The organism is Lysobacter sp. MMG2, from assembly GCF_016735495.2.
Taxonomy (GTDB): domain Bacteria; phylum Pseudomonadota; class Gammaproteobacteria; order Xanthomonadales; family Xanthomonadaceae; genus Lysobacter_J.
On sequence record NZ_JAERQY020000001.1, the window covers coordinates 615558 to 642259 of the forward strand.

Sequence of the window (26702 nt, forward strand, 5' to 3'; positions counted from 1 at the left end):
CCGTCATGTCGTCGGAATCCACCATCGAAAGCGCACGCGTCCCGCGCCACCTTGCCGTCATCATGGACGGCAACGGCCGCTGGGCCGAGCGCCGCCGCCGCCCGCGCGTCATCGGCCACCGCGCCGGCGCGCGCGCGGTCAACGTGTGCATCGACTTCTGCCTGGAACGAGGCATCGAAGCGCTGACCCTGTTCGCCTTCTCCAGCGAGAACTGGGGCCGTCCCGAAGACGAGGTCGGCGCGTTGATGAAGCTGTTCCTCGGCGCCCTGGAACGCGAGGTCGACGAGCTCGACCGCCGCGGCGTGCGCGTGCGCTTCATCGGCGAACGCGAGCGCTTCAACGAGGCGATCCGCGCGCAGATGGCCTCGGCGGAAGACCGCACCCGCGCCAACACCCGCCTGCACCTGACCATCGCCGCCAGCTACGGCGGGCGCTGGGACATCGCGCAGGCCGCGCGTTCGCTGGCGCAGGATGTCGCCGCCGGGCACCTGGATCCGGAAGACATCGACGAGCGCGCACTGGCTTCGCGCATGAGCCTGGCCGACCTGCCCGCACCGGACCTGTTCATCCGTACCGGCGGCGAGACCCGCATCAGCAATTTCCTGCTGTGGCAGCTGGCCTACACCGAACTGTGGTTCACCGACCTGTTGTGGCCCGAGTTGGATGCGGCGACACTTCAACGCGCCCTGGACGACTACTCTGGCCGCCAGCGCCGCTTCGGCCTTACCGGCGCCCAGGTCGCGCCGGCCCCGACCAACGAGACTCCCGAATGACCCGAACCCGCCTGCTCGCCGCACTGGTGATGGCGCCGGTCGCGATCGCCGCGATCCTGCTGCTGCCCACCCCATGGATGGTCGCGCTGGCGGCGGTGCTGTTCCTGGCTGGGCTATGGGAGTGGTTCGATCTGGCCGAGATCGAAGACACCCTCGCCCGCACCGTGCTGCTGGTCGCCAATCTGGCGGTGATGGTCGCCATCGTCTGGGCCTCACGTTCCAGCACCGGCTACAGCATGGTGCTGTTCCAGCTCGCGTCCGTGATCGGCGTGGTGTGGTGGCTGCTCGCACTGCTGTGGCTGGGCCGTTACAACTTCGCCAGCGACCACGACACCCACGCGCGCATCTTCAAGTTGGCCGCCGGTGCGCTGAGCATGATCCCCGCCTGGTGCGCGCTTGCATGGATCCACGCCGGCCAGCCCAACGGCCATCGCTGGCTGCTGACCGCGCTGGCGATCGTGTGGGCGGCCGACAGCGGTGCGTACTTCGCCGGTCGCAAGCTCGGCGGCAAGCTGTTCGGCGAACGCAAGCTGGCGCCGCGGATCAGCCCCAACAAGACGCTCGAAGGCCTGGCCGGTGGCGTGGTCGCCGGCGTCGTGATCGGCGTGGTGTTCGCCCTGATCGCAGGCGCGACGCCCAGCCAGTTGCCGGCCGTCGCGCTGGTGGCACTGGTCGCCGTGCTGTTCTCGGTGATCGGTGATCTGTTCGAAAGCCTGCTCAAGCGGCATGTCGGCGTGAAGGACTCGGGCAACCTGATCCCGGGCCACGGCGGCATCCTCGACCGCGTCGACGGCGTGCTGGCCGCGCTGCCGGTGTTCGCGCTGGGCAAGGCGGTCATGGGTTTCTGATGCGCGCGGGCCTCTGATCATGCGCAGCGTCGCCGTACTGGGTGCCACCGGATCGATCGGCACGTCCGCACTGGACGTGATCGCCCGTCATCCCGACCGCCTGCGCGCAAGCGTGCTCGCCGCCGGCAGCAATGCGAGCGCGCTGGTCGAACTGTGCCGTCGCCATCGTCCGGATCACGCCGTCATCGCCGATGAAGGCGCATTCGCCGCGCTGCGCGATGGCCTGCGCGAGGCGGGCCTGCCGACGCAACCGCACTGCGGCGACGAAACGTTGCAGCAACTGGTCGCCGGCGATGCGTGCGACACGGTGGTCGCGGCCATCGTCGGCGCCGCGGGATTGCCGTCCACGCTCGCCGCCGCGCGTGCGGGCAAGCGCCTGCTGCTGGCCAACAAGGAATCCCTGGTGCTCGCCGGCGAACTGCTGATGCAGGACGCGCAGGCGGGCGGCGCGACCATCGTGCCGATCGACAGCGAGCACAACGCCATCTTCCAGTGCCTGCCCGACGCACATGCGCACGCCGGGCTCAAGCGCATCCTGCTGACCGCCTCGGGCGGGCCGTTCCGCGGCCGTCGTCGCGAGGAACTGACCGATGTCACGCCGGAACAGGCCGTGGCCCATCCGAAGTGGTCGATGGGGCCGAAGATCTCGGTCGATTCGGCCACGCTGATGAACAAGGGCCTGGAGGTCATCGAGGCCCACCATCTGTTCGGCGTGGACGGCGACCGCATCCAGGTCTTGGTGCACCCGCAGAGCCTGGTGCATTCGCTGGTGGAGTTCGTCGACGGCTCCACCCTCGCCCAGCTCGGCCTGCCCGACATGCGCACCGCACTGGCGGTGGGTTTCGGCTGGCCCGAACGGATCGAGTCCGGCGTCGGCGGGCTGGACATGCTGGCGCACGGGCGGCTGGACTTCGAGCCGCCGGACCTGGCGGCCTTCCCCTGCCTGCGGCTGGCTTTCGAGGCCCTGGCGGCGGGCGGTACCGCCCCGGCCGTGCTGAACGCTGCGAACGAAGTGGCGGTTTCAGCCTTTCTTCAGCGCCGGATCGGTTTCCTAGCCATACCCGCGCTGGTCGAGGACACCCTCGCCGCGCTTCCCTCCACCCCGGCGACGTCGCTGGCGGCCCTGCGAGATGCCGATGCACAGGCACGACGCCACGCCGCCCAGTCCGTCGCCGCATGCGCATGACCTGCCACGAGAGCCCACAACATCATGAGTGAGTTCCTCGGCTCCATCTGGTGGTTGATCGTCGCCATCGGCGTGCTCGTCACGTTCCACGAGTTCGGCCACTACTGGGTCGCCCGCCGTTGCGGGGTCAAGGTGCTGCGCTTCTCGGTGGGCTTCGGCAAGCCGCTGTGGACGCGTCGCGGCAAGGACGGCACGGAGTATGTGGTCGCCGCGATCCCGCTCGGCGGCTACGTCAAGATGCTCGACGAACGCGAAGGCGACGTGCCTGCGCAACTGGTGGACCAGGCGTTCAACCGGCAATCGGTGTGGAAACGCATCGCAATCGTCGTGGCCGGCCCGGTCGCCAACCTGATCCTGTGCGTCGCCCTGTTCTGGGCGATGTTCGTCGTCGGTCGCGCCGACTACGCGCCGGTGGTGGGGCATGTCACCGGCATCGCCGCTTCGGCGGGTCTGCGCGCGGGCGACACGATGCTCGCCGTCGGCGACCGCGCGACGCCGACCTGGAGCGAGGCCGTCCTCGCGCTGATTCCCGCCGCACTCGACCACGCCGACACGCCCGTGCGCGTGCGCACCGCCGGTGGCGACGAGGTCACGCGCCAGCTGCGCCTGTCCGACCTGCCCGCGTCGTTCGATGAGCGCCGCGCGGTGGAGGTCATGGGCCTGACCCCGCGCTACATGCTGGTGCCGGCGTTGATCGGCCGCGTCGCGCCGGACACGCCGGCCTGGGGCGTGCTCGCCGAAGGCGACCGCATCACCGCCATCGACGGCCAGCCGGTCGCCTCATGGGACGACATCGGACCGCTGGTGCAGACCCTGGGCGCGCGCGGTGGCGCGACGATGATCGAGGTCGATCGCAAGGGCGACCGCCTCGCCCTGGAGATCGTGCCCAAGCGCATGAAGAGCGCCCAGACCGGCCAGGACTACTGGGGCCTGGGCGTGCAGATGGCGCGCCCGCCGGAACCGGCAAAGGATGCGGTGCTGCGCTACGACCCCATCGCGGCCGTCCCCGCCGCCGTGCGCGAAAGCGTCCACCAGGCGCACGAATTGTTCGCAATGATCGGCCGCGCCTTCACCGGCCGGGTTTCGGTACAGAACACCGTCGCCGGCCCCATCACCATCGCCCGCGCCGCCAACATGTCGGCCCAGAACGGCTCCGCGTGGTTCTTGCAGATGCTGGCGATGCTGTCGCTCAGCCTGGGCATCCTGAACCTGCTTCCGATCCCAATCTTGGACGGCGGTCACCTGCTGTATTACCTTATCGAGCTGGTCAAAGGCACCCCGGTCAGCGAGCGGGCAATGGCCGCCGGACAGTACGTCGGCCTGGCGCTGATCGCCGGACTGATGGGTCTGGCGTTCTACAACGACATCATGAACAACCTGGTGCGCTGATGCCGGACACCTTCCTGCGCAGACCCGCTTCCGCCTCGACCCTACGCCCGGCTCCGGGCCAACACGACCCTCAACCGGACGTACTAATGACGCAAACGCCGACCCGCCGCCTGCTTGCCCTCGCACTGATCGCGGCAATGGGCTCGACCGCCCTGCCCGCCCTGGCGCAGACGGCCGATCCGTTCGCGCTGGCCGGCACGCCGGAGACGTCCACGATCGGTACCTTCACCGTCAGCGACATCCGTATCGACGGTCTGCAGCGCATCTCTGCCGGTACGGTGTTCACCTATCTGCCGGTCGAGCGCGGCGACACGATCGACGCCTCCCGCGTCGGCGAGGCGATCCGCGCGCTGTACAAGACGGGCTTCTTCGAGAACGTCGACATCGGCCGCCAGGGCGACATCCTCGTCGTCACCGTCGCCGAGCGTCCCGCGATCAACAAGCTCACCCTGACGGGCAACAAGGACATCAAGTCCGAGGACCTGCTCAAGGGCCTGAAGGAAGCCGGTCTGTCCGAAGGCGACACCTTCGACCGCCTCGCGCTCGACCGCGTGACGCAGGAACTGACGCGCCAGTACAACAACCGCGGCAAGTACAACGTCGAGATCAATCCGACGGTCTCGCGCCTGGATCGCAACCGCGTCGACATCACCATCAACGTCAAGGAAGGCAAGGCGGCCAAGATCCGCCACGTCAACCTGATCGGCAACGAGAAGTTCGAAGAAAAAGACATCGTCGAGTCGTGGGAGTCGAAGGAGCACAACTGGCTCAGCTGGTACCGCCGCGACGACCAGTACTCGCGCGAGAAGCTCTCCGGCGACCTGGAAAAGCTCAACTCCTGGTACCTGGACCGTGGCTACGTCGACTTCAGCGTCGACTCCACGCAGGTCTCCATCAGCCCCGACCGCCAGGACATGTTCATCACTGCCGGCGTGACCGAGGGTGAGCAGTACAAGGTCTCCAGCGTGCAGGTCACCGGCGACACGATCCTGCCGAAGGAGCAGATCGAGCGCCTGGTGCTGGTCAAGCCGGACCAGATCTTCTCGCGCCGCCTGCTGGAGATCAGCTCCGACGCGATCGTCAACACGCTGAGCAACGTCGGCTACGCGTTCGCGCAGGTGAACCCGATTCCGGATGTCCACCGCGAAGACAAGACCGTCGGCATCAACATGCAGGTGGTCCCGGGCCCGCGCGTCAACGTGCGCCGCATCACCTACAAGGGCAACACCCGCACCAGCGACGAAGTGATCCGTCGCGAGATGCGCCAGTTCGAAGGTTCCTGGTACTCGCAGGCCGCGATCGACCGTTCGAAGATCCGCCTGCAGCAGCTGGGTTACTTCGAGACCGTCGACGTCGAGACCGTGCCGGTGCCGGGCACGAACGACCAGGTCGACGTGGTCTACAACCTCAAGGAAACCACGTCGGGCAGCTTCGTGTTCGGCCTGGGCTTCTCGCAGCTGTCCGGCCTGACCGCGCAGGTGCAGCTGTCGCAGACCAACTTCCTGGGCAGCGGCAACCAGGTGTCGGTGCAGGCGCAGCGCAACGACTACATGCAGCGCTACGACTTCTCGTTCCGCAATCCGTACTTCACCGACAGCGGGCTGTCGCTGGGCTACAACCTGTGGTGGCGCGAACTCGACTATTCCGACTTCAACACCGCGCAGTACTCGACCAACTCCGGCGCGGCGCAGGCGGTGTTCGGCCTGCCGATCACCGAGACCGACACGGTCACGGCGATGCTGGGCATCGACACCAACGAGATCCTCGTGTTCCCCGGCTCCACGCCGCAGAGCATCGTGGATTACATCCTCGCCCTGGATCAGCAGACCTTCCACGCCTGGCGCGCGGAAATCGGCTGGGGCCGCAACTCGCTCGACAGCTTCCTGACGCCGACCCGCGGCATGCAGCAGCGCGTATGGCTGGAAACCACCCTGCCGGGCTCGACGGTCGAGTACTACAAGCTCAACTACAACATCTCCAAGTTCTGGCCGCTGTCGCGCCACTTCGTGCTCAACACCCGCGCCGAACTCGGCTACGGCGACAGCTACGGCGACGACACCACGCGCAACCTGTGCCGCACGCCGGGTAACTACTCCTGCGTGCCGGGTGATGCCGACTACATCCGCACCATCACCGCCGGCGGCCTGCCGTTCTTCGAGAACTTCTACGCCGGTGGCGTGCGCTCGGTGCGCGGCTTCACCGACAACACGCTCGGCCCGCGCGACTCGCCGGCCGGCAATCCGAACTACCAGCAGCCGATCGGTGGCGCGTTCAAGACCGTGGGCTCGCTGGAAATGTACTTCCCGACCCTGCTCGACACGCCGGCCGCACGCGTCTCCGCGTTCGTCGACGTGGGCAACGTGTTCAAGGACTACGACGCGTTCGACTCCGGCGAGCTGCGCGCTTCGACGGGCCTGGCACTGATGTGGCGCTCGCCGATGGGCCCGATCTCCATCAGCTATGCCTTCCCGCTCAAGAAGCAGGACACGGAGTACAACCCCGACGGCAGCCTGCTGCGGGAAGGCGACGAGCTCGAGCGCCTGCAGTTCACCTTCGGCGGTACGTTCTGACGGCGGCGACGTCCATGCCGTCCACCACGTACACCGCACAGGAGCTGGCGCAGCGTTTCGACCTGCGCCTGCACGGCGACGCCGCCACACACGTGGACGGCGTCGGCACGCTGGCCCGCGCCGGCGCGTCGCAGGTCGCCTTCCTCGCCAATCCGAAGTATCGCGGCCAGCTCCCGCAGAGCCAGGCGGGCATCGTCGTCATGCGCGAGGACGATGCGGCCGGGTACGACCGCACCGCGCTCATCGCGCGTGACCCGTACGCGGCTTTCGCGAAGATCTCCGCACTGTTCGAGCCGCGCCCCGTGCGCGATCCGGGCGTGCATCCCTCCGCCGCGATCGACCCGAGCGCCAGCGTCGATCCGTCCGCGCACGTCGGCCCGTTCGTCAGCATCGGCGCGCGCAGCCGCATCGAGGCCGGCGCCATCATCGGCCCCGGTTGCGTGATCGGCGAGGACTGCGTCGTCGGCGCCGGCAGCGAACTCATCGCCCGCGTCACGCTGGTCACGCGCGTGCGCGTGGGCCAGCGCGTGACGGTGCATCCAGGCGCCGTGCTCGGCGCGGTCGGCTTCGGCCTGGCGATGGAAGCCGGACGCTGGCTCAACGTGCCGCAGCTGGGTGGCGTGGTCGTCGGCGACGACTGCGAGATCGGCGCCAACACCTGCATCGACCGCGGCGCGATCGAGGACACCGTGCTCGAGGAAGACGTGCGCCTGGATAACCTGATCCAGATCGGCCACAACGTCGTCATCGGTGCCCACACCGCCATCGCCGGTTGTGCCGCGGTGGCCGGCAGCGCGCGCATCGGGCGCTACTGCCTGATCGGCGGCGCGGCGGGCGTGGTGGGCCACCTGGAAATCTGCGACAAGGTCATCGTCACGGCGATGAGCCTGGTCACCAGTTCGATCCGCGAACCGGGCGAGTACTCCTCCGGCACGCCGCTGATGGACAACCGCAGCTGGCGCAAGAACGCCGCCCGCTTCAAGCAGCTCGATGCCCTCGCCCGCCGCATCGGCGGCCGCGGCGACGACTGACCGTACACCGGCGTCGGGGGCGCCGACGCCCCAGTCGCGGTACGATTCGCCCCTTACCCGACTCCGGGCCTGGCCCGGATGCCGCACACGATGCGCGGCCTTCACGCGCGGGACGCGCAAGCAAGGAATTTCCATGAGCCTCAACGTGCAACTCCCGCTCGACGTCACCGCCATCCAGAAGCTGCTGCCGCACCGCTATCCGTTCATGCTGGTGGACCGCGTGGTCGAGCTCGAACCGCACAAGCGTGTGCTGGCCTACAAGAACGTCACCTGCAACGAACCCTTCTTCCAGGGCCATTTCCCCGGCCATCCGGTGATGCCGGGCGTGCTGGTGGTGGAGGCGCTGGCGCAGGCCGGCGGCGTGCTGACCCAGCTGTCGAACCAGAACACCGCCGACGGCCGCCTGTTCTACCTGGTGAAGATCGACAACGCCAAGTTCTCCAAGATGGTGGTGCCCGGCGATCGCCTGGATCTGGAAGTCTCCATCAAGCGCGTGATCCGCAACGTCGCCATCTACACCGGCGTGGCCAGCGTCAACGGCGAGCAGGTCGCTTGCGCCGAGATCGTCTGCGCCGAAGCCAAGGGCTGATGCCATGACCGCGCGCATCCATCCCAGCGCCATCGTCGAACCGGGTGCCCGCCTGGGCGAAGGTGTGCAGGTAGGCGCGTTCTGCTACATCGGCGACGAAGTCGAGATCGGCGATGGCTGTGTGTTCGGGCCGCACTGCAGCGTGCAGGGCCCCACGCGCATCGGCCGCGAGAACCGCTTCATCGGCCACTGCGCCATCGGCGGTGAACCGCAGGACAAGAAGTACCACGGCGAGCGCGTCGAGCTGGAAATCGGCGACCGCAACCTGTTCCGCGAATTCACCACGATCAACCGCGGCACCGGCACCGGCGGCGGCATCACGCGCATCGGCCACGACAACTGGTTCCTGGCCTACACGCATGTCGCGCACGACTGCATGATCGGCAACCATTGCGTGTTCTCCAACAACGCGACGCTGGCCGGGCACGTCACCATCGGCGATCACGTGATCCTCAGCGGCTTCGCCGGAGTGCACCAGTTCTGCCGCATCGGTGCGCATGCCTTCATCGGCATGGGCGCGCTGGTCAACGGCGACGTTCCGCCGTTCCTGATGATCGCGCAGGACGGTTACGGCCGCCCGCGCGGCATCAACAGCGAAGGCCTCAAGCGCCGCGGTTTCGATGCCGAGCGCATCGGCGCAATCAAACGCGCCTACCGCGCGCTGTACATGTCCGGCGGATCGCTCGAAGACGCTCGCGCCAAGCTGGCCGAACTGGCCGCCGGCAGCGAGGATGCGCGCATGTTCCTGGAGTTCATCGACGCGGGCGAGAAGCCGCTGCTGCGCTGAGTGCGTCGCGGTACCACGCGGCCGGATCGAACGCCGTTGCAGTCGAGCCTCATCGCTTCTCCAGACGTCATCCCGGCGAAGGCCGGGACTCAGGCTCGCACCCTCGCAGCCGCCATGCCGTCATCCCCGCGCAGGCGGGGATCCAACGGCCCGATCCATCACACTCTGCGTCGAGCGTGATACGCCTGCGAGTTGGACCCCCGCCTACGCAGGGATGACAGCTTCCGGGCTGATGGCGTGACAGCTTGGGGCCCGGCCTTCGCGGGGATGACGGTGTCCCTCTGCCGCTGCGATGAGCCAGCCCATACAGCCCGACCACCCCACCCTCGGGCTATCATCCCCGCGTGATCGCCGCGCACCGCGGACACCCGCACAGACGCCTTGAGCCCCTACGAATCCCCCGCTCCCGTCCATCGTCCCAAGCGCATCGCCCTGTGTGCGGGCGAAGCCTCCGGCGACCTGCTGGGTGCAGGCTTGATCGCGGAGCTGCGCGTGCGATTCCCCGATGCGGAATTCGCCGGCATCGGCGGCGATCAGATGCGCGCGGCCGGTTTCGACAGTTGGTACGACGCGTCCGAACTGGCGGTGATGGGCCTGTCCGAAGTGCTGCGCCACCTGCCGCGCCTGCTGCGCCTGCGCCGCGCGTTCCGTCAACGCCTCCTCGCGTGGCAACCGGATGTGTTCATCGGCATCGACGCACCCGACTTCAACCTCGGCGTCGAACGCTGGGCGCGCGACCGCGGCCTGCGCACCGTGCATTACGTGAGTCCGTCGGTATGGGCCTGGCGTGAGAAGCGTGCCGAGAAGATCGGTCGCAGCGCCGATCGCGTGCTGTGTCTGTTCCCGATGGAACCGGCGATCTACGCGCGCCACGGCGTGGACGCGCGTTTCGTCGGCCATCCGCTCGCCGACGAGATGCCGCTGGAACCCGACCGCGACGCGGCGCGACGCCAGCTCGGCCTGGACCTGCACCGTCCACTGCTCGCACTGCTGCCCGGCTCGCGCGTGGGCGAAATCGAGCGACTGGGGGCGGACTTCCTCTCCGCCGCGTCGCAACTGCTCGCGCACGATCCGATGCTGCAGGTGGTCGTGCCGATGGCAAACGACCATGCGCGCCAGGCGTTCCAGCGCGTGCTCGCCACGCACCCGGACAGCATCGCGCTGAGTGCCACGCTGCGCATCCTCAACGGGCAGGCGCGCACGCTGATGATCGCCAGCGATGCGATCCTGCTCGCTTCCGGCACCGCGACGCTGGAAGCGATGCTGGCCAAGCGGCCGATGGTGGTCGCCTACAAGGTCGCGCCGCTGACCTATTCGCTGGTGAAGGGCCTGGGCCTGCTCAAGGTCACGCAGTATTCGCTGCCGAACGTGCTCGCCGGCGAGGCCGTCGTGCCCGAACTGATGCAATACGACTGCACGCCCGACAACCTCGCCTCCGCGGTCGCGACGTTCCTGCACGATCCGGCCGCCGCAGAAGCGCTGGCGCCGAAATTCCGCGAACTCCACCTGCAACTGCGCCAGGACGCCTCCGCGCGCGCAGCCGACGCCGTGGCCGAACTCATCCAGGCGCGCCATGTCGCATGACGCGCAGATGCCGCTGGACCTGGGCGCGCGTCGCGACGGCGCACCGCTGCGCGTGGCCGGCGTGGACGAAGCCGGACGCGGTCCGCTCGCCGGGCCGGTGGTGGTGGCGGCGGTGGTGTTCGCGCCGGGCCGCACGCCGATCAACGGGCTCGACGATTCCAAGCAGCTCACCGCGCAGCGACGCGAGATGCTCTACGAGCGCATCGTCGAACGTGCGGTGGCGTGGCACATCGAGTTCGTAGCGGTCGAGGAGATCGACCGCATCAACATCTACCACGCGACGATGAGCGGCATGAGCCGCGCGCTGACCTGCCTGCACCACACGGTCGACGTGGCGCGCATCGACGGCAACGCACTGCCGCGCAACCTGCCCTGCGTGGGTGAAGCCTGGATCGGCGGCGACGCGCGCGATCGTTCGATCATGGCCGCCTCCATCCTCGCCAAGGTCGCGCGCGACCGCTACATGCAGGGGCTGCACGAACGCTTCCCGCACTACGGCTTCGACCAGCACAAGGGTTACAGCACGCCGGCGCACCTGTCGGCACTGGTGAAGCACGGGCCGTGCCCGGAGCACCGGCGCAGTTTCGCGCCGGTGCAGGCTGCGCTTCGTGGCGAACGCTCGCTGGAAACGCCGGGCGACCTGCTCGCCGCTACTTCTTGATGATGATCGCCGGGTCGACGACCTTGCCGTTGGCCTGGATGCCGTACTTGTAGTTGTCGCCGGGCCGGCCCTGGATCACGGCCGCCACCTTGTAGCGCTCGGCCGCCTGCGCCGCCTGCAGCGCGCCGCCGCGGGTGCCGGTCAGTCCGGCGTTGGAGAACACCAGGTTGAACTGCGTCGTCCGGTTCGCCGGATCGCGCCATGTCACGGTCGTGCCGTTGTCGACGTAGCACTTGTTCGGAACCGCCGATGGCGTGCCGTCCACCGCGTACTGGATGTCGACGTAGACGGCCTTCGGGCCCGCTCCTTTTTCCTCGACGGAGGGGCACACCACGCCATCGTCGGCGCCGGGCGTGGTCAGGCGCACCGACTGCTGCATGGCCGCGCCGTTGCTGCACGCGCTCACGGACAGGACCACGGCGATGGCGAGCAACGCCATCGCGCACGGCATCGTTTTCATTGTTCTTCTCCTTCGTGGAAGCCCGCGGGGGACGGGCGGGATGGCGGGACGGCCTACTGCGCCGTGCCGGTTTCGCGATCGACTTCGTCGGTGTGCGCGAGCAGAGGCCGCAGCAAAGGCACGGACTGGATGCGCTGCGCGGGAATGCCCTGCGTGCGGGCGAGATCGACGTGCTTGCGTGCGGACGCCTCATCGCCCAAGCGCGCCATCGTCTGCGCGCCCCACAGGGCGACTTCGCCGCGCTCGGTGCCCAAGGCTTCGGCCTTCGCCTGCATCGCGCGCGCCTCGTCGGCACGGCCGAGATTGGCGTAGTACCACGCGACCTGGGCGAAGCCCTGCGCGTCGTCGGGTTTGAGTTCCAGGTAGCGCCGCGCAAGCGTGGCCGCGCGTTCGTAAGGTTCCCGCGCCTGCTGCACGCCGGCGCCGCCGGCGGCCGTCAGCGCGTCGCCGAGGTTGCCCCACAGCCGGAAGTCGCTGGGATCGAGCTCGGCGGCGTGCCGGTACAGCGCGGCGGCCTGCGCGTACGCGCCCTGGTCGAACTTCAGCGAGCCCAGGTTGCTCAACGCCGCGTAGTTGGGCTTGATCTGCAACGAGCTTTCGTACGCCTCGCTGGCGCGCTCGGGATCGCCGCTGACCGCATACAGACCGCCCAGGCTCGACCACAGGCTGGCGTCGTCGGGCTGGTACTGGATGGCTTCGCGATACGAAGCGATGGCGCCTTCGACGTCGCCGCTGATGTACAGGTGATAGCCGCGCTCGCGCGCCACGCGCGCATCGCGCGGCGCCAGTTCGCGCGCGCGTTCGTAAAACGCCATGGCTTCGGCGTTCTGTCCCTGCGCGCTGGCGACGTTCGCCAGGCCCAGGTACGCCTGTGTGCGCAGGGCCGGATCGGACAGCGCGCGGTGGTAGTGCGCCGTTGCGACCTTCGCGTTGCCCTGCGCGCGATGCAGATCGCCCAGCGCCAGGCTGACGTCCAGCAACGAGGGGTCCATCTGCGACGCCTGTTCGCACGCCGATTGCGCGCGCACGAAGGCCGCGGTGTCGCGCGCGCTCTCGAAGCGTGCGATCTCCGCCTGGCAGATGCCCGCCTGCGCGCGCGCGAAGCGCGGGTCGATCGCCAGCGCGCCGCGGTAGAAGTTGATCGCACTGTCGGCGCTCTGGACGTCACCGCCTTCGCGGTCGCGCATGCGCTGCTGGCCCTTGAGGTAGGCGTCGTAGGCGGCGACGCTGCGGGTCGGCGTCAAACGCCGTGCCAAGGTCCGGCGCGCGGCGTCGATGTCGGCCGACGGCAGCACGCCGACCAGGGCCTGCACCACTTCGTTGGCGATGTCGCTCTGCAGGGCAAACACGTCGCCGGTTTCCCGATCGTAACTATGGGCCCACAACGTGAAACCCGTGCGCGTATCGGACAACCGCGCGCTCACGCGCACCCGCTGGCCCTCGCGGCGCACGCTGGCGTCGAGCACGGTCGCCACGTCCAGCTGCGTGCCCAGCCGCTTCACGTCCGGCACCGCGCGGTCGGCCGGTCGCGGGGCGGCCACCACGGTCAGCCCGGGCACGCCGGCCAGCGCATCGATCATCTCCACGCCCAGGCCTTCGGCGAAGTAGTCGTTGCCCTTGGCCTCGCCCAGGCTGGTGAACGGCAGCACGGCCACCGAAGCGGCCGCGGGTGCGGCGGCCGCGCGCTGGTGCTGGCCGAACCAGTACCCGCCCGCGGCGATCGCCAGCAGCGCGGCGGCGGCCAGCCACCAGCGCCGCTGGCCCGACACCTTGCGGCGCGTGGCCAAGCCCGACGCGGCGGCGGGCACCGGCGGCGCGAAGGGTTCGGGGGCGAGCAGCGGGGCCTCGGCTTCGTTGGCGGCGACGGCCATCTCCGCCGGCACCGAATGGCGCACGACCACCTCGTCGCGGGTTTCGGCCGGTACGACGGCGGGCGGCGGGGCCTCGGCGTCGCCGCGGAGATCGCCGATGAACCGGTAGCCCAGGGCGTGCTGGGTCTGGATGTAGCGCGGATGCTGGGAGTCGTCGGCCAGCGCATGGCGCAGCTGGGCGATGACCCGGGTCAACACGCCCGGCGTCACATGCCGGTGGCCCCAGACCTGGTCGAGCAGGTCATCGCGCCCGACCAGTTCCCCCGCCCGCCGCAGCAGGATCAGGAGCACCGAGAAAGCCTTGGGTTCGACCGTCTGCTCGGTTCCCGCGCGCGTCAAAGTGTGCGCGGCCGCATCGACGACGATGTCGTCGAATCGGTACCGTTCGCCGTTCGGCCCGCCCTGGCCTGCCATCTGGTGCGGATCCATCGGCAAAACCTCATGGATTCCTCATCATCCGAAGCGGACGATGACTAAAGGCGCGCGCGGCCATCATGACTCATGGCGGGGGGAGGTGGAACCTGACCCGGCGCCGCAAGAACGGTGCCATCCCTCCCCCGGAGTACCGCCATGAACGCCCTTTTCTCCACCGTGAACCCGCTGCCCGCCATCCTGCTGAAGCCGTTCGATGGTCCGAGCCGGCGTCGTTGCATCAATGGATTCCAGCTCAGCGCCGGCGATGTCGACCGCTTCAACCGCCTGCTGGCCCGTATCGGCGGCCATGCGCTGGAGACCGACCAGCTCGCGTCCGCCGGCCGTGAACTGTCCCGCCCGGGACATCCCGGTTCCGCCCCGCCGTGCATCCGCCAGCGCCTGCGCTGGATCGCCGCCGTCGAGCAGCTGCGCGACGACCGCCATTTCGAGCCGGCCAACGATGCCGTCGCGGCCACCGCCGCCGCCATCGTCGACTACGCCCGCAGCCGTGACGACCTGATCCCGGACTGGATGCCACAGGTCGGGCGCCTGGACGACGCGATCGTGGTCGAGACGGCATGGCCGCGACTGGCGGCCGAGGTCGACGACTACCTCGACTTCTGCCGGGTGCGCAGCGAGGAAGCCCGTCAGCGCGGCCGCAACCTGGCCGGATTCGTCTTCACCCGCGGCGACTGGGAACAAGTCCGTTACGAACAGGCGGTGCTGGACCAGTACGAGCGTCAGATCCGCGAGAGCAGCTTCCTGCCTGCATCGACCCCGATGTTCCGGGTCCACTGAGCCCGCAGGGACGCAGCGAACCCCGCAGGGAGGCAACGCCGGAGGCCGCCGCAAGGCGGCCTTCGTCGCATTCACGTCCTTCATCGCCATGAATGCGCCGGCGCGTGCGCAGACGTCGTCGGAGCGTTGCCGCGCTCACAGACATCCCCGGGGCGTGGGCGCATCATCGGGCTGCATCCCGCACACGGATCGCGGGACGACCCGCGCGATGCAGACGGCCGCAGCGCGGGCCCCTCACCCACCCCTCTTCCGCGAGCGGGAGAGGCCAGGCCGCAGAGCGAGGTGTGCCATGCGCATGTCCCATCCCACCCCCACCGCGCAGCCGCTGCCGTTCGACCACATGTACAGCGGCATGGGCGCGCGCGATGCCACCGGCCCGGTTCCGCTGTCGGACATCGCCGTGGTCCAGTTCGACCAGCTCCTGCACGAGATCCACGCCGATGCGCCACGCGTCGACGCCGACCGCCTGCAACAGCTTGCGTCGTGGTTGTTCCGCCTGCCTTCGGGCGATGCGCACGAAGTCATCGACTCGCGCATGCGTCGCGTGCAGGAACTGCGCGCGATGCTGCAGGACGAAGACTGGGACGCCGACGAGGCGAGCCACGCCCGCATCGGCAAGCTGCTGGCCTACATCGACCGCGAGGACGACCTGATCGCCGACCGCACGCCGCTGCTCGGCCAGCTCGACGACGTGCTGCTGATCGAACTGGCATGGCCGGCCTTCGCCGACGATGTGGAGGACTACCGCGACTACTGCGCGTACCGTCAGGCCGAACACCCCGACGGCACCGCATCGCAACGCCGCGCCGCCTGGGTCCGCGATCGCATGGACGAGCTGGCCCTGTGGCAGCACGTGCTGTGGATTCGCGAGCAGCATTACGCGCCGTGGAATCTGCCGCAGCGGTTGTTCCGGGTGTCGTGAATCCCCAATCCCGACCCGCTCCCGGCCCCACATCGTCATTCCACCGCCGTAGCCCGGGTAAGCGAAGCGCACCCGGGACGCCGAGTCGCAGCGCCTCACATCGTCATTCCAGCGAAAGCTGGAATCCATCTTGATCTTGCGCCCGGGCGAAACCTCGCCTTCCAACGAGAAGCGAAAATGGATTCCAGCTTTCGCTGGAATGACGGGCCCGAGCGCCGGGTCGCACGGGCCCGGGGCGCGCTTCCCTGACGCGGGCTACGGCCCTGACCCGCCGCCATCGAACCCCTCTCCCGCTTGCGGGAGAGGGGTTGGGGTGAGGGCAAAAGCGCCGGCGGAGCCGACCCATGCCCACTGACGTAACCCATCCAAAAAACAAGTCTTGTTCCCCCCGGTCAGGCTGCTAACCTGCCACCGGCATGTCCGCAGTCCCTTTCGTCCATCTCCATCTCCACAGCGAGTACTCGCTCGCCGACTCGACGATCCGCATCGGCGAGCTGGTGAAGCGCTGCGTCGCGTTGGCGCAGCCGGCGGTCGCGCTGACCGACGTCGACAACCTCTTCGCCGCGGTCAAGTTCTACAAGGCCGCCGAAGGCGCGGGGCTGAAGCCGATCATCGGCGCCGACATCGGCCTGGCCGATGGCAACGAAGCCACGTCGCGCATGACGCTGCTGTGCCGCGACCGCAACGGCTATCTCACGCTCTCGCGCCTGCTCACGCGCGCCTGGATGGAAGGCCACCGCACCGACGGCGTCGCGCTGCGCCCGGAATGGCTGCGCGAGGACAACGCCGGCCTGTTCGCGCTGGCCGGGCGCCACAGCCTCGCCGGGCGCCTTGCCACCAGCAATCGCCACGAACTCGCCGAAGCCTGGCTGATGGACTGGCGCAGCGTGTTCGGCGAACGCCTGCACCTTGAACTCACGCGCACCGGCCGCGAGGGCGAGGAGGCGTTCAACACCTTCGCGCTGCACGCCTCGGCCGCGCGCTCGCTGCCGATCATCGCCAGCAACGACGTGCGCTTCCTCGACGCCGAAGGCTTCGACGCGCACGAAGCGCGCGTGTGCATCGCCTCCGGCCGCGTGCTGGACGACCCCAAGCGCCCGAAGGACTACAGCGCCGAGCAGTACCTCAAATCCTCGCAGGAAATGCAGGCGCTGTTCCACGATGTGCCCGACGCGATCGACAACGCGTTCTCGCTGGCGATGCGCTGCAACGTCGAGATGAAGCTCGGCGAGTACGCGCTGCCGGCGTTCCCGGTGCCCAGCGAGCACACCATCGAGAGCTGGCTGCGCAACAGCGCGCGCGAGGGCCTCGAGAAGCGACTGGAGAAGAACCCGCTCGCCCCCGACAAGTCGCGCGAGGACTACGACGCGCGCCTGGAAGTCGAGCTGGACGTCATCATCAAGATGGGCTTCCCCGGCTACTTCCTGATCGTGGCGGACTTCATCAACTGGGCGAAGGACCACGATATCCCGGTCGGCCCGGGCCGCGGTTCGGGTGCCGGTTCGCTGGTGGCGTGGGCGCTGGGCATCACCGATCTGGATCCGCTGCCGTACGACCTGCTGTTCGAGCGATTCCTCAATCCCGAACGCGTGTCGATGCCCGACTTCGACATCGACTTCTGCATGGACCGTCGCGACGAGGTCATCGACTACGTCGCGCGCAAGTACGGCCGCGACCGCGTCTCGCAGATCATCACCTACGGCACCATGGCCGCGAAGGCCGTGGTGCGCGACACCGGGCGCGTGCTCGGCCATCCGTACGGCTTCGTCGACGGCATCGCCAAGCTCATCCCGAACACGCTGGGCATCAGCCTCGACGACGCGATGGGCGAGTCGGAAGCGGCCAAGCAGGACAACACGCTCGCGTCCTCCGACCTCATCCAGCGCTACCACAGCGAGGAAGACGTCCGCGACCTGATGGACCTGGCGCGCAGCCTGGAAGACCTCACCCGCAACGCCGGCAAGCACGCCGGCGGCGTGGTGATCGCGCCGAGCCCGCTGTCGGACTTCTGCCCGCTGTTCGCCGAACACGACGGCGAAGGCCGCGGCCGCAACCCGGTCACGCAGTTCGACAAGGACGACGTCGAAGCCGTCGGCCTGGTGAAGTTCGACTTCCTCGGCCTGCGCACGCTGACGATCATCGATTGGGCGGTGAAGGCGATCAACAAGCGCCTGGCGAACACGGCCGTCGAACCCGGCCCGGCGATGGCCTACACGTTCAAGGACGTCGCCACGCCGCAGTTCGACATCGCCGCGCTGCCGCTGGACGACAAGCTCAGTTACGAGCTGTTCGCGCGCGGCGACACGGTCGCGGTGTTCCAGTTCGAATCGCGCGGCATGCGCGAGCTGCTCAAGCGCGCCCGGCCCGATACGTTCGAAGACATCATCGCGCTGGCCGCGCTGTTCCGTCCCGGCCCGCTGGGCTCGGGGATGGACCGCGAATGGGTCGATCGCAAGCACGGCAACACCGAAGTCACCTACCCGCACGAATCGCTGGAACCGGTGCTGGCGCCGACCTACGGCGTCATCGTGTACCAGGAACAGGTGATGCAGATCGCGCAGGTGCTGGCGGGCTACACGCTCGGCGGCGCCGACATGCTGCGTCGCGCGATGGGCAAGAAGAAGCCCGAGGAGATGGCGAAGGAACGCGCCAAGTTCGAGACCGGCTGCAAGGAGCGCGGCATCGAACCCAGGGTCTCCAGCCCGATCTTCGACCTGATGGAGAAGTTCGCCGAGTACGGCTTCAACAAGTCGCACTCGGCCGCCTACGCATTGGTGGCGTACCAGACGGCGTGGCTGAAGGTGCACTACCCGGCCGAGTTCATGGCCGCGGTGCTGTCCTCCGACATGGACAACACCGACAAGGTCACCGCGTTCCTCGACGAATGCCGCGTGATGGGCCTGACCGTGCTGCCGCCGGACGTGGATGCCTCGGCGTACATGTTCGAAGCCAAGGACGCCAGCACGATCCGCTACGGCCTGGGCGCGGTGAAGGGCGTCGGCCGCGGCGCCTGCGAGGCGATCGTGGAAGCGCGCCGCGCCGGTCCGTTCGATGCGCTGCTGGATTTCTGCAAGCGCGTGGACAGCGGCAAGCTCAACCGCCGCGCGCTGGAAGCGCTGACGCATGCGGGCGCGCTCCACAAGCTCGGCAAGAACCGCGCAAGTCTGATGCTGCAGCTGCCGGAAGTGCTCAAGGCCACCGACCAGCTGGCGAAGGAGCGCGAGGCCGGTCAGGTGTCGCTGTTCGGCGGCTCCGAAGCCTCCACGCCCGCGCTGCATCTGGACCTGCCGGAAACCGACGAGTGGCCGCTCACGCAGATCCTGCACGGCGAGCGCGAAACGCTGGGGCATTACCTCAGCGGCCACCCGTTCGATCCGTATCGCGATGAAGTGCGCGGGTTGATCGGCAACGACCTCAGTGCGCTGGAGAAGATCTGGGAAAACCGCCCCGAACAGCGCGGCTGGCGTCAGGAAGTGGAGACGGTGGTCGCCGGCCTCGTCGTCGGCCTGCGCAAGAAGGGCGACAGCCAGATGTTCGTGCAGATCGAGGACGGTCGCGGCCGCCTGGAATGCGCGTTCTTCTCCGAGACCTACACCGAATTCGCATCGCTGCTGGTGCGCGACCGCCTGCTGGTGATCCAGGGCGGACTGCGCGAGGACAGCTTCAGCGGCGGCTTCGCGCTGCGCGCCGCGCGTGCGTGGAGTTTCGAGCAGATCTGCGAGAAGCATGCGCAGCGCCTCTCGCTGCGACTGGACCTGCGCGAGGCGGGCACGATGCAACGCGTGGATGCGCTGCTGTCCTCCTTCCGCCCCGGTTCCACGCCGATCCGCATGGATCTGCTGGTGCGCCGCGGCGCGGCCGGTTCGCTGGACCTCAACGGTACGCAATCGATCCGCATCGACGCGGAGCTGCCTTCGCGCCTGCGCGCGACGCCGGGCGTGCGTGCGGTGAAGCTGGCGCTGTCGAAGCCCTGGGCGAATTGAGTGAGTAGCCGCGACGCGGCCCTGGCCCGTAACGCAAGGGCATCCCTTTCGCGTGAACTACCTCACCGTCATTCCCGCCTTCGCGGGAATGACGGTGAGGTGGGTTTCCGCAACGGGAGTGCCCGCAGGTTGTGGGCCTGGGTCCCGGCCTTCGCCGGGATGACGATGCAGCGCCGTAGCCCGGGTAAGCGAAGCGCACCCGGGAAGCCGGGCGGGCGTGCCCCGGGTGCGCTTCGCTTACCCGGGCTACGGGACGACCTTGAGCATCAGAACACCACCTCGACACCCCAATCACGCTTCGCTTCAACCACGTCGAACACCACCGTCTTCGCACGCGCATCGAACGTCCACTTCGACAGCGAACGCCCCTCCACGCGCACGTCCACCGGGCGACGCTCTACACCGAACAGCGTCACCCTCGCCTCGCGCCACCACGGCGCGAAGCCATCATTCGATACGCGCGAACGCAGCACGAACGAGCCTGCACCGACCTCGCATTCGTACGCCACGCGCAACAACGCGCCGTCGCGGTACGCGAAGCTCTCGCCGTCGTCCTGGTACAGCGTGCCGCGGCAATCCTGCGCGCCGGCATCGGGCAGGTAGACCTGCAGTTCCAGCGGCCCCTGCGGCGTTTCGCCGGTGTGCTGGACCAGCGGCTGCATCGGAATGATCGCGCCGGCACGCGCATACAGCGGCGTGCTCGAAGGGCGTGGGTCGATCTTGATCGGTTCCTTCGCCGCGACGAACCGCTGCGAGGTGCCGAACGCATACCACGCACCCGGCGGCAACGACACCGCATGCGCATCCAGGCGTTCGTCGACGACCGGCGAGACGAACAGATCGCCGCCGAACAGGAAGTCGCGATCGTTGCCGTAGAACGCGTCGGCCTTCGGATAAGCCAGGAACACCGGCCGCATGATCGGCATGCCCGTACGCGCGTTCTCTTCGGCCGCGGTGTAGAGGTAGGGCATCAGGCGATAGCGCAGTTCGATCGCATCGCGCCGCAGCGTTTCGTGCTTCGGGCCGTCGACCCAGGCTTCGTGCGGGCGCGTGTCGGTGGCGGCGTGGTTGCGGAATACGGGATTGAACGCGCCCAGCTGGAACCAGCGCGTCAGCAGGTCCGGCGGCGGCGAGCCGATGAACCCGCCGACGTCGTCGCCCGCCAGCGCCATGCCGGACAGGCCCAGGCTCATCAGGTTCGGCGTGCTCTGCGCGAGGTGGTGCCAGCCGGCGGTGTTGTCGCCGGTCCACGTTGCCGCGTAACGCTGCGCACCCGCGTACGCCGCGCGAGTGAGCACGAACGGCCGCTGCGCCGGTTGCAGCTTCAACAGACCTTCATACGTCGCGCGCGCATTGAGCATGCCGTACACGTTGTGGATCGCGCGGTGGTCGCGCGCCGTGCCGTCGTCCATGCGGTGCACGGCATCGAGCGACATCGTGTTGCCCGGCACCTTGAACACCGACGGCTCGTTCATGTCGTTCCAGTAACCGGCCGCGCCCATCGACGCGAAATCGCGGTACAGCCCGCCCCACCAGTCGCGCACGCGCGTCAGCGTGAAATCCGGGAACACCGCATCGCCCGGCCACACCTCGCCGATGTAGAGCGAGCCGTCCGGCTTGCGGATGAAGGCATCGGCCGCCATGCCGGAATCGAACGCGCCGTAGCCTTTTCCCGGATCGTGCTTGATGTGCAGGTCGGTGATGAGCACCGTGCGCAGGCCTTGCTTGCGCAGGTCGGCGATCATGTCCGGGAAGTGCGGGAACTGCGCGCGGTCGACGGTGAACGGCGCGTAGCCTTGCTGGTAGTCGATGTCGAGGTAGATCGCGTCGCTGGGGATGCGGTGCTCGCGCAGCTGCTTGGCAATCTCGCGCACCTTCGACTCGGGGTTGTAGCTGTAGCGCGATTGCTGGAATCCCAGCGACCACAGCGGCGGCAGCGGCGTGCGTCCGGTGAGCGCGGTGTAGCGCTCGATCACCTGCGCCGGCTGCGGGCCGGCGATGACGTAGTAGTCCAGCGCGCCGCCTTCGGCGCCGAAGCTGAAGAAGGCGTCCGACTCCTTGCCGAAATCGAAGCCGCTGCGGTGGGTGTTGTCGAAGAACACGCCATACGCCACGCCGCCGCGCAGGCCGATGAAGAACGGGATCGACTTGTACAGCGGGTCACTGTAGCCCTGCCAGGCGTAGGCATCGACGTTCCACATCGCGAAGGCGCGGCCGCGGCGGTCCAGCGGGCCGGCCTTGTCGCCCAGGCCGTAGTAGTGCTCGTCGTTCGGCATGGATTTCCATGCGCGCACGCGCGTGCCGTGCGCCGTGGGCATCCACGCCATCGGCAACTGGGCTTCATCGGCGAGCAACGGGCGCCCGTCGCGATCCACGAAGTCCACGCGCAAGGGCGATCGGTGCACGATCGCGACGACTTCGCCCGCTTCGATGCGAACGGCCTGGCGTGTTTCCTGCACCGCAACGGCCGGTGGCGCGGCGGCCTGGACGACGGCCCAGGAGGCATCGCCCTCGAAGCGCCCTTCCGGCGCCAGGCGCACGCGGAACACGCCGGGCGCGTGGGCGCTCACCTGCAACCGGGCCGGCCCGCTGTGGACGATCACCCCGTCCGCGCGACGCTCGACCTTCCCCGCATCGCCCAGGTGGCGCCAGCCGGCGGCCTGGACCGGCCCGACCAGCCCCCACGCCAGCAGCGCGCAGGCCGCCCATCCCCATGCCTTCATCCGACGATCCCCGTTCGAGTCCCTGGCCGGATTCAAGCACGGGCCCGGCACCGTGCGGCCCGTGGAGGCCATGAAGTCGTTTTCAGTGCCGATTCCGTACTGCAAACACACCTCTCGGTACGGTCACCCGGCCTCGGCTAGACTGTCGGCCGTTTCCGGCCAACGGCCCCCGCATGAATCCGAACTACCTCGACTTCGAGCAGCCCATCGCCGACCTGGAAGCCAAGATCCAGGAGCTGCGCCACGCCAGCAATGCCCCGGCGGTGGACGTGGACGCCGAAGTGCATGCGCTGCAGGACAAGCTGCGTATCCGCACCGCGCAGATCTTCCGCGACCTCTCGCCCTGGCAGGTGTCGCAGCTGGCCCGCCATCCGGCGCGCCCGTACACCAACGATTACATCCGCGTGATGTGCGACGAGTTCCAGGAACTCGCCGGCGATCGCGCGTATTCCGACGACGCCGCCATCGTCGGCGGCCTGGGCCGCATCAACGGCCGCAGCGTGGTGATCATCGGCCACCAGAAGGGCCGCGACACCAAGAGCAAGATCAAGCGCAACTTCGGCATGCCGCGTCCGGAGGGCTACCGCAAGGCGCTGCGCCTGATGAAGCTGGCCGAGCGCTTCCGCCTGCCCATCCTCACCTTCATCGACACCCCGGGCGCGTACCCGGGCGTCGGCGCGGAGGAGCGCGGCCAGTCCGAGGCCATCGCGCGCAACCTGCTGGAGATGAGCGAGCTGAAGGTGCCGGTGATCTGCACGGTGATCGGCGAAGGCGGCTCCGGCGGCGCACTCGCGATCGGCGTGGGCGATCGCACGATGATGCTGGAATACAGCACCTACTCGGTGATCTCGCCCGAAGGCTGCGCTTCGATCCTGTGGAAGGACGCGGGCAAGGCCAAGGACGCCGCGGAACAGCTCGGCCTCACCGCCAAGCGCCTGCTCGGCCTGGGCCTGGTCGACAAGATCGTGCGCGAGCCCATCGGCGGCGCGCACCGCAATCCCAAGCAGATGGCCACGCGCCTGAAGGCCGTGCTGCTCAATGAACTCGACGCACTGGAGCAGTTGCCGGTGGAAGAGTTGCTCGAGCGGCGCTATCGGCGTCTGCGCGGGTATGGGGCGTACGAGGCGGCGTAAGGTCGATCGAGCGGACGGCGATCGCTACGACACACGGTCGTACCGAACGCCGTCATCCCGGCGAAGGCCGGGACCCAGGCCCGTAACTCGGGGGCACTCCTTTCGGATGAACGACCCTCATCGTCATCCCGGCGAAGGCCGGGACCCAGGCCCGTAGCTCGGGGGCACTCCGTCTCGGGTGAACTGCCTCACCGTCATTCCCGCGAACGCGGGAATCCAGGGACGTTCCACGCTTTCCCGATTGCGCTTGAACGACAACAGCTAAGGGCTTGCCGCGGCTGACATGCAGCAGATAGAGCCTGAAAAGTCCCTGGATTCCCGCGTTCGCGGGAATGACGGTGAAGGCAGCTCACTCGAAAGAGAGTGCCCATGCGCTAACGCCTAGGTCCCCGCCTTCGCGGGGATGACGTTGATTGAACGGCCAGGCCACGGGCACAGATCACCACGCCCGCAAATACTGCTCCGGCGCATGCAACTCGCCTGACAGCTCCTTCGCCGCGCGACGCGGGAAATACGGATCGCGCAGCAGTTCGCGCGCGAACAGCACCACGTCCGCCTCGCCGTTCTCGACGATGGTTTCGGCGTGCTCGGGCTTGGTGATGAGCCCGACTGCGCCGGTTGCGATTCCAGCTTCATTACGAATGCGTGAGGCGAACGGCACCTGGTAACCCGGCGAAAGCGGGATCTTCGCGCCGTGCATCAGCCCGCCGCTGGAGACGTCGATGAGGTCGATCCCGCGCGACTTCACGATGCGCGCCAGCTCCACGCTCTGTTCGATGTCCCAACCGCCCTCGGCCCAGTCCGTCGCCGACAAACGCAGCCACAGCGGCAGCCGTTCGGGCCAGACCTTGCGCACGGCGTCGATCACTTCCAGCAGCAGGCGGATGCGGTTCTCGAACGAGCCGCCGTACTCGTCGTTGCGGTGGTTCGACAGCGGCGACAGGAACTGGTGCAGCAGGTAACCGTGCGCGGCGTGGATCTCCGCCAGCTGGAAGCCGGCTGCCTTCGCGCGCCAGGCGGCGCAGGCGAAGTCGTCGACCACGTTCTTCAACTCGCTTTCGTGCAGCGCGCGCGGCAGCGGCGAGGTTTCGCTGAAGGCGACGCCCGAGGGCGCCACCGGCGTCCAGCCGCCGTCCTGCGGCGTCACCGCGATCCCGCCCAGCCACGGCGGCGCGACGCTGGCCTTGCGCCCGGCATGCGCGAGCTGGATGCCCGGCACCGTGCCCTGGCACGCGACGAAGCGCACGATGCGCGACCACGCCTCGGCCTGGCCGTCGTTCCACAGGCCGGTGTCGGAGGGCGAGATACGCCCCTGCGCGGACACCGCGGTGGCTTCGGCGATGATCGCGCCGGCGCCGCCGACGGCACGGCTGCCCAGGTGCACCAGGTGCCAGTCGTTCGGGACGCCATCGACCGCCGAGTACTGGCACATCGGCGCCACCACGAGGCGATTGCGCAAGGTGAGCGAGCGCTGTTCGAGCGGGGCGAAGAGCCGGGCCACGGCGGACTCCTGTAAGGCGATTGCGGGGACAGCCAAATGGTGCGGCCGCGCGGCGCCGGCCGCAGCCCCATCGATGGGTTGCTGCATTCCACCGCCGTGGCACCATCGCGCGATGCCCGCCTCCACGCTCGCCCAGGCCTTGCACGACCGTCCCTCCGCGCCGCTGTGCGTGGGATTCAGCGGCGGCCTGGATTCGACCGCGCTGCTGCACCTGCTCGCCGCCGAACGTCCCGCGTCGGGGCTGCGGGCGATCCACGTGCACCACGGCCTGCACGCCGACGCCGACCGCTGGGCGACTCGCTGCGAACGGGCCTGCGCGTCATTGAACGTTCCGCTGGCGGTGATCCGTGTGAACGTCGTGGCGGCCGGCGACGGCCCCGAGGCGGCCGCGCGTGCGGCGCGGCATGCGGCGTTCGCGCAGGCCCTCGCGTCCGGCGAGGTGCTGGCGCTGGCGCATCACCGCGACGACCAGGCCGAGACCTTCCTGCTGCGCGCCCTGCGTGCCTCCGGGCCGGACGGACTGGCGGCGATGCGGCGCTGGCGGGCGTTCGGGCCGGGTCGGCTGTGGCGGCCGCTGCTCGACATCGACCGCGACACGCTCCTCGCCTACGCGCGTTCGCACGCGCTGGAATGGATCGACGACCCCAGCAACGCCGACACCGCCTTCGACCGCAACTTCCTCCGCCAGCGCGTGCTGCCGCTGCTGCGCGAGCGCTGGCCGCATGCAGGCGATGCGCTGGCGCGCTCGGCGGCGCTGTGCGGACAGGCGAACGATCTGCTGGACGATGGCGACGCGATCGCGCTCGCCGATGTCGCCACGGCCGATCCGCACTGCCTGTCGCGCACGCGCCTGCTCGCCCTGCCCGATGCGCGCCGCGCGCGGGTGCTGCGCCGCTGGATTAATGAACTCGACCTGCCGCCACTGCCGGCGAACGGGATCGAACGCATCGAGCGGGAGATCCTCGCCGCACGCGCCGACGCCGAGCCCGCGTTCCATTGGCAAGGCGCCGTGGTGCGCGCATGGCGCGACCTGCTGCACGTGGAAACCGCGCGCCCTTCGCTGGACGTGGACTGGCGCGCGCAATGGGACGGACGCGCGCCGCTCGCGCTGCCGCACGGCGGCACGCTGGCGCTGGAAGGCGCGGCGGCGTTCGACGCGCCCCTGACCGTGCACGCACGTCGCGGCGGCGAGCGGCTGCTGCGCGCCGGCCGCACGCATTCGCACGCGCTCAAGCACGTCCTGCAGGAACTCGGCGTGCCGCCCTGGGAGCGCGAACGCTTGCCGTTGTTGAGCGATGCGGACGGCGAACTTCTCGCCGCGGGCGACGTGGCCCATTCCGCCGCCTTCGACGCATGGCTGCGCGCACGCGGCGCACGGCTGAGCTGGCATCGCGATGGCCTCGTCGCGCCCGGGACCGTGTCCTGCGCCCCAACCGCCGGCGACGGCAATTGACCCCCGCCGGGGCGCGGTCGCACACT

The 26702-nt window shown here is 68.8% G+C and carries 19 protein-coding genes; 15 read left to right on the forward strand and 4 right to left on the reverse strand.

What is annotated here, in order from left to right:
* Positions 1–5: 5 nt before the first annotated feature.
* The 10 genes from uppS to JI752_RS02725 all read left to right on the forward strand — a co-directional run bounded on the left by uppS (position 6) and on the right by JI752_RS02725 (position 11418).
* On the forward strand, positions 6–773 hold the full coding sequence (gene uppS, locus JI752_RS02680) for a polyprenyl diphosphate synthase (protein WP_216958791.1): 768 nt from the start codon (positions 6–8) through the stop codon (positions 771–773).
* A complete protein-coding gene (locus tag JI752_RS02685) occupies positions 770–1621 on the forward strand; it encodes a phosphatidate cytidylyltransferase (protein ID WP_216958796.1) in 852 nt (283 codons plus the stop codon). Before uppS ends, JI752_RS02685 begins: the two co-directional genes overlap by 4 nt.
* A 19-nt stretch (positions 1622–1640) precedes the next feature.
* The gene (locus tag JI752_RS02690; protein WP_216958799.1) at positions 1641–2807 is read left to right on the forward strand and encodes a 1-deoxy-D-xylulose-5-phosphate reductoisomerase; all 1167 of its coding nucleotides are present in this window, start codon (positions 1641–1643) and stop codon (positions 2805–2807) included.
* Between the two features lie 24 nt (positions 2808–2831).
* The gene (gene rseP / locus JI752_RS02695) at positions 2832–4196 is read left to right on the forward strand and encodes an RIP metalloprotease RseP (protein WP_216958802.1); all 1365 of its coding nucleotides are present in this window, start codon (positions 2832–2834) and stop codon (positions 4194–4196) included.
* A gap of 86 nt (positions 4197–4282) precedes the next feature.
* Positions 4283–6766 (forward strand): outer membrane protein assembly factor BamA, encoded by a 2484-nt coding sequence (bamA, locus tag JI752_RS02700; protein ID WP_216958805.1) that lies wholly within the window; start codon positions 4283–4285, stop codon positions 6764–6766.
* A gap of 14 nt (positions 6767–6780) precedes the next feature.
* Positions 6781–7797 carry a UDP-3-O-(3-hydroxymyristoyl)glucosamine N-acyltransferase gene (gene lpxD / locus JI752_RS02705; protein WP_216958807.1) on the forward strand — a complete coding sequence of 339 codons (1017 nt, stop codon included), beginning with the start codon at positions 6781–6783 and terminating at the stop codon, positions 7795–7797.
* A 133-nt stretch (positions 7798–7930) separates the two neighbouring features.
* Positions 7931–8386 carry a 3-hydroxyacyl-ACP dehydratase FabZ gene (gene fabZ / locus JI752_RS02710; protein ID WP_137833343.1) on the forward strand — a complete coding sequence of 152 codons (456 nt, stop codon included), beginning with the start codon at positions 7931–7933 and terminating at the stop codon, positions 8384–8386.
* A 4-nt stretch (positions 8387–8390) separates the two neighbouring features.
* Positions 8391–9173: an acyl-ACP--UDP-N-acetylglucosamine O-acyltransferase gene (lpxA, locus tag JI752_RS02715; RefSeq protein ID WP_216958810.1), complete on the forward strand. Its 783-nt coding sequence runs from the start codon at positions 8391–8393 to the stop codon at positions 9171–9173.
* 381 nt (positions 9174–9554) lie between these two features.
* Positions 9555–10757: a lipid-A-disaccharide synthase gene (lpxB, locus tag JI752_RS02720; protein WP_216958813.1), complete on the forward strand. Its 1203-nt coding sequence runs from the start codon at positions 9555–9557 to the stop codon at positions 10755–10757.
* Positions 10758–10764: 7 nt separating this feature from the next.
* Complete coding sequence (locus tag JI752_RS02725) at positions 10765–11418, forward strand: ribonuclease HII (RefSeq protein WP_254200312.1); 654 nt, start codon at positions 10765–10767, stop codon at positions 11416–11418.
* Here JI752_RS02725 and JI752_RS02730 read toward each other — a convergent pair.
* Positions 11408–11878, reverse strand: coding sequence for a hypothetical protein (locus tag JI752_RS02730; RefSeq protein ID WP_216958820.1), 471 nt, complete (start codon positions 11876–11878; stop codon positions 11408–11410). The genes JI752_RS02725 and JI752_RS02730 overlap by 11 nt on opposite strands.
* A 53-nt stretch (positions 11879–11931) precedes the next feature.
* Entirely contained in the window at positions 11932–14178 is a 2247-nt protein-coding gene (locus JI752_RS02735; protein ID WP_216958823.1) for a tetratricopeptide repeat protein, read from the reverse strand.
* Between the two features lie 141 nt (positions 14179–14319).
* Here JI752_RS02735 and JI752_RS02740 point away from each other — a divergent pair, with 141 nt between their 5' ends.
* The 3 genes from JI752_RS02740 (at position 14320) to dnaE (ending at position 19866) form a co-directional block, all read left to right on the forward strand.
* Complete coding sequence (locus JI752_RS02740; RefSeq protein ID WP_216958826.1) at positions 14320–14961, forward strand: YkvA family protein; 642 nt, start codon at positions 14320–14322, stop codon at positions 14959–14961.
* Positions 14962–15256: 295 nt separating this feature from the next.
* Entirely contained in the window at positions 15257–15883 is a 627-nt protein-coding gene (locus JI752_RS02745; protein WP_216958829.1) for a hypothetical protein, read from the forward strand.
* Positions 15884–16299: 416 nt separating this feature from the next.
* Complete coding sequence (gene dnaE, locus JI752_RS02750) at positions 16300–19866, forward strand: DNA polymerase III subunit alpha (protein ID WP_216958831.1); 3567 nt, start codon at positions 16300–16302, stop codon at positions 19864–19866.
* A 266-nt stretch (positions 19867–20132) separates the two neighbouring features.
* Here the strand turns inward: dnaE and JI752_RS02755 are convergent, their stop codons facing one another.
* Complete coding sequence (locus tag JI752_RS02755; protein ID WP_216958834.1) at positions 20133–22589, reverse strand: TIM-barrel domain-containing protein; 2457 nt, start codon at positions 22587–22589, stop codon at positions 20133–20135.
* A gap of 173 nt (positions 22590–22762) precedes the next feature.
* Here JI752_RS02755 and JI752_RS02760 point away from each other — a divergent pair, with 173 nt between their 5' ends.
* Positions 22763–23722 (forward strand): acetyl-CoA carboxylase carboxyltransferase subunit alpha, encoded by a 960-nt coding sequence (locus JI752_RS02760; RefSeq protein WP_216958837.1) that lies wholly within the window; start codon positions 22763–22765, stop codon positions 23720–23722.
* A gap of 439 nt (positions 23723–24161) precedes the next feature.
* Here JI752_RS02760 and JI752_RS02765 read toward each other — a convergent pair whose 3' ends face one another.
* A complete protein-coding gene (locus JI752_RS02765; protein WP_345777313.1) occupies positions 24162–25223 on the reverse strand; it encodes an NADH:flavin oxidoreductase/NADH oxidase in 1062 nt (353 codons plus the stop codon).
* Between the two features lie 112 nt (positions 25224–25335).
* Here JI752_RS02765 and tilS point away from each other — a divergent pair, with 112 nt between their 5' ends.
* A complete protein-coding gene (tilS, locus tag JI752_RS02770) occupies positions 25336–26676 on the forward strand; it encodes a tRNA lysidine(34) synthetase TilS (RefSeq protein WP_254200167.1) in 1341 nt (446 codons plus the stop codon).
* Positions 26677–26702: the final 26 nt, after the last annotated feature.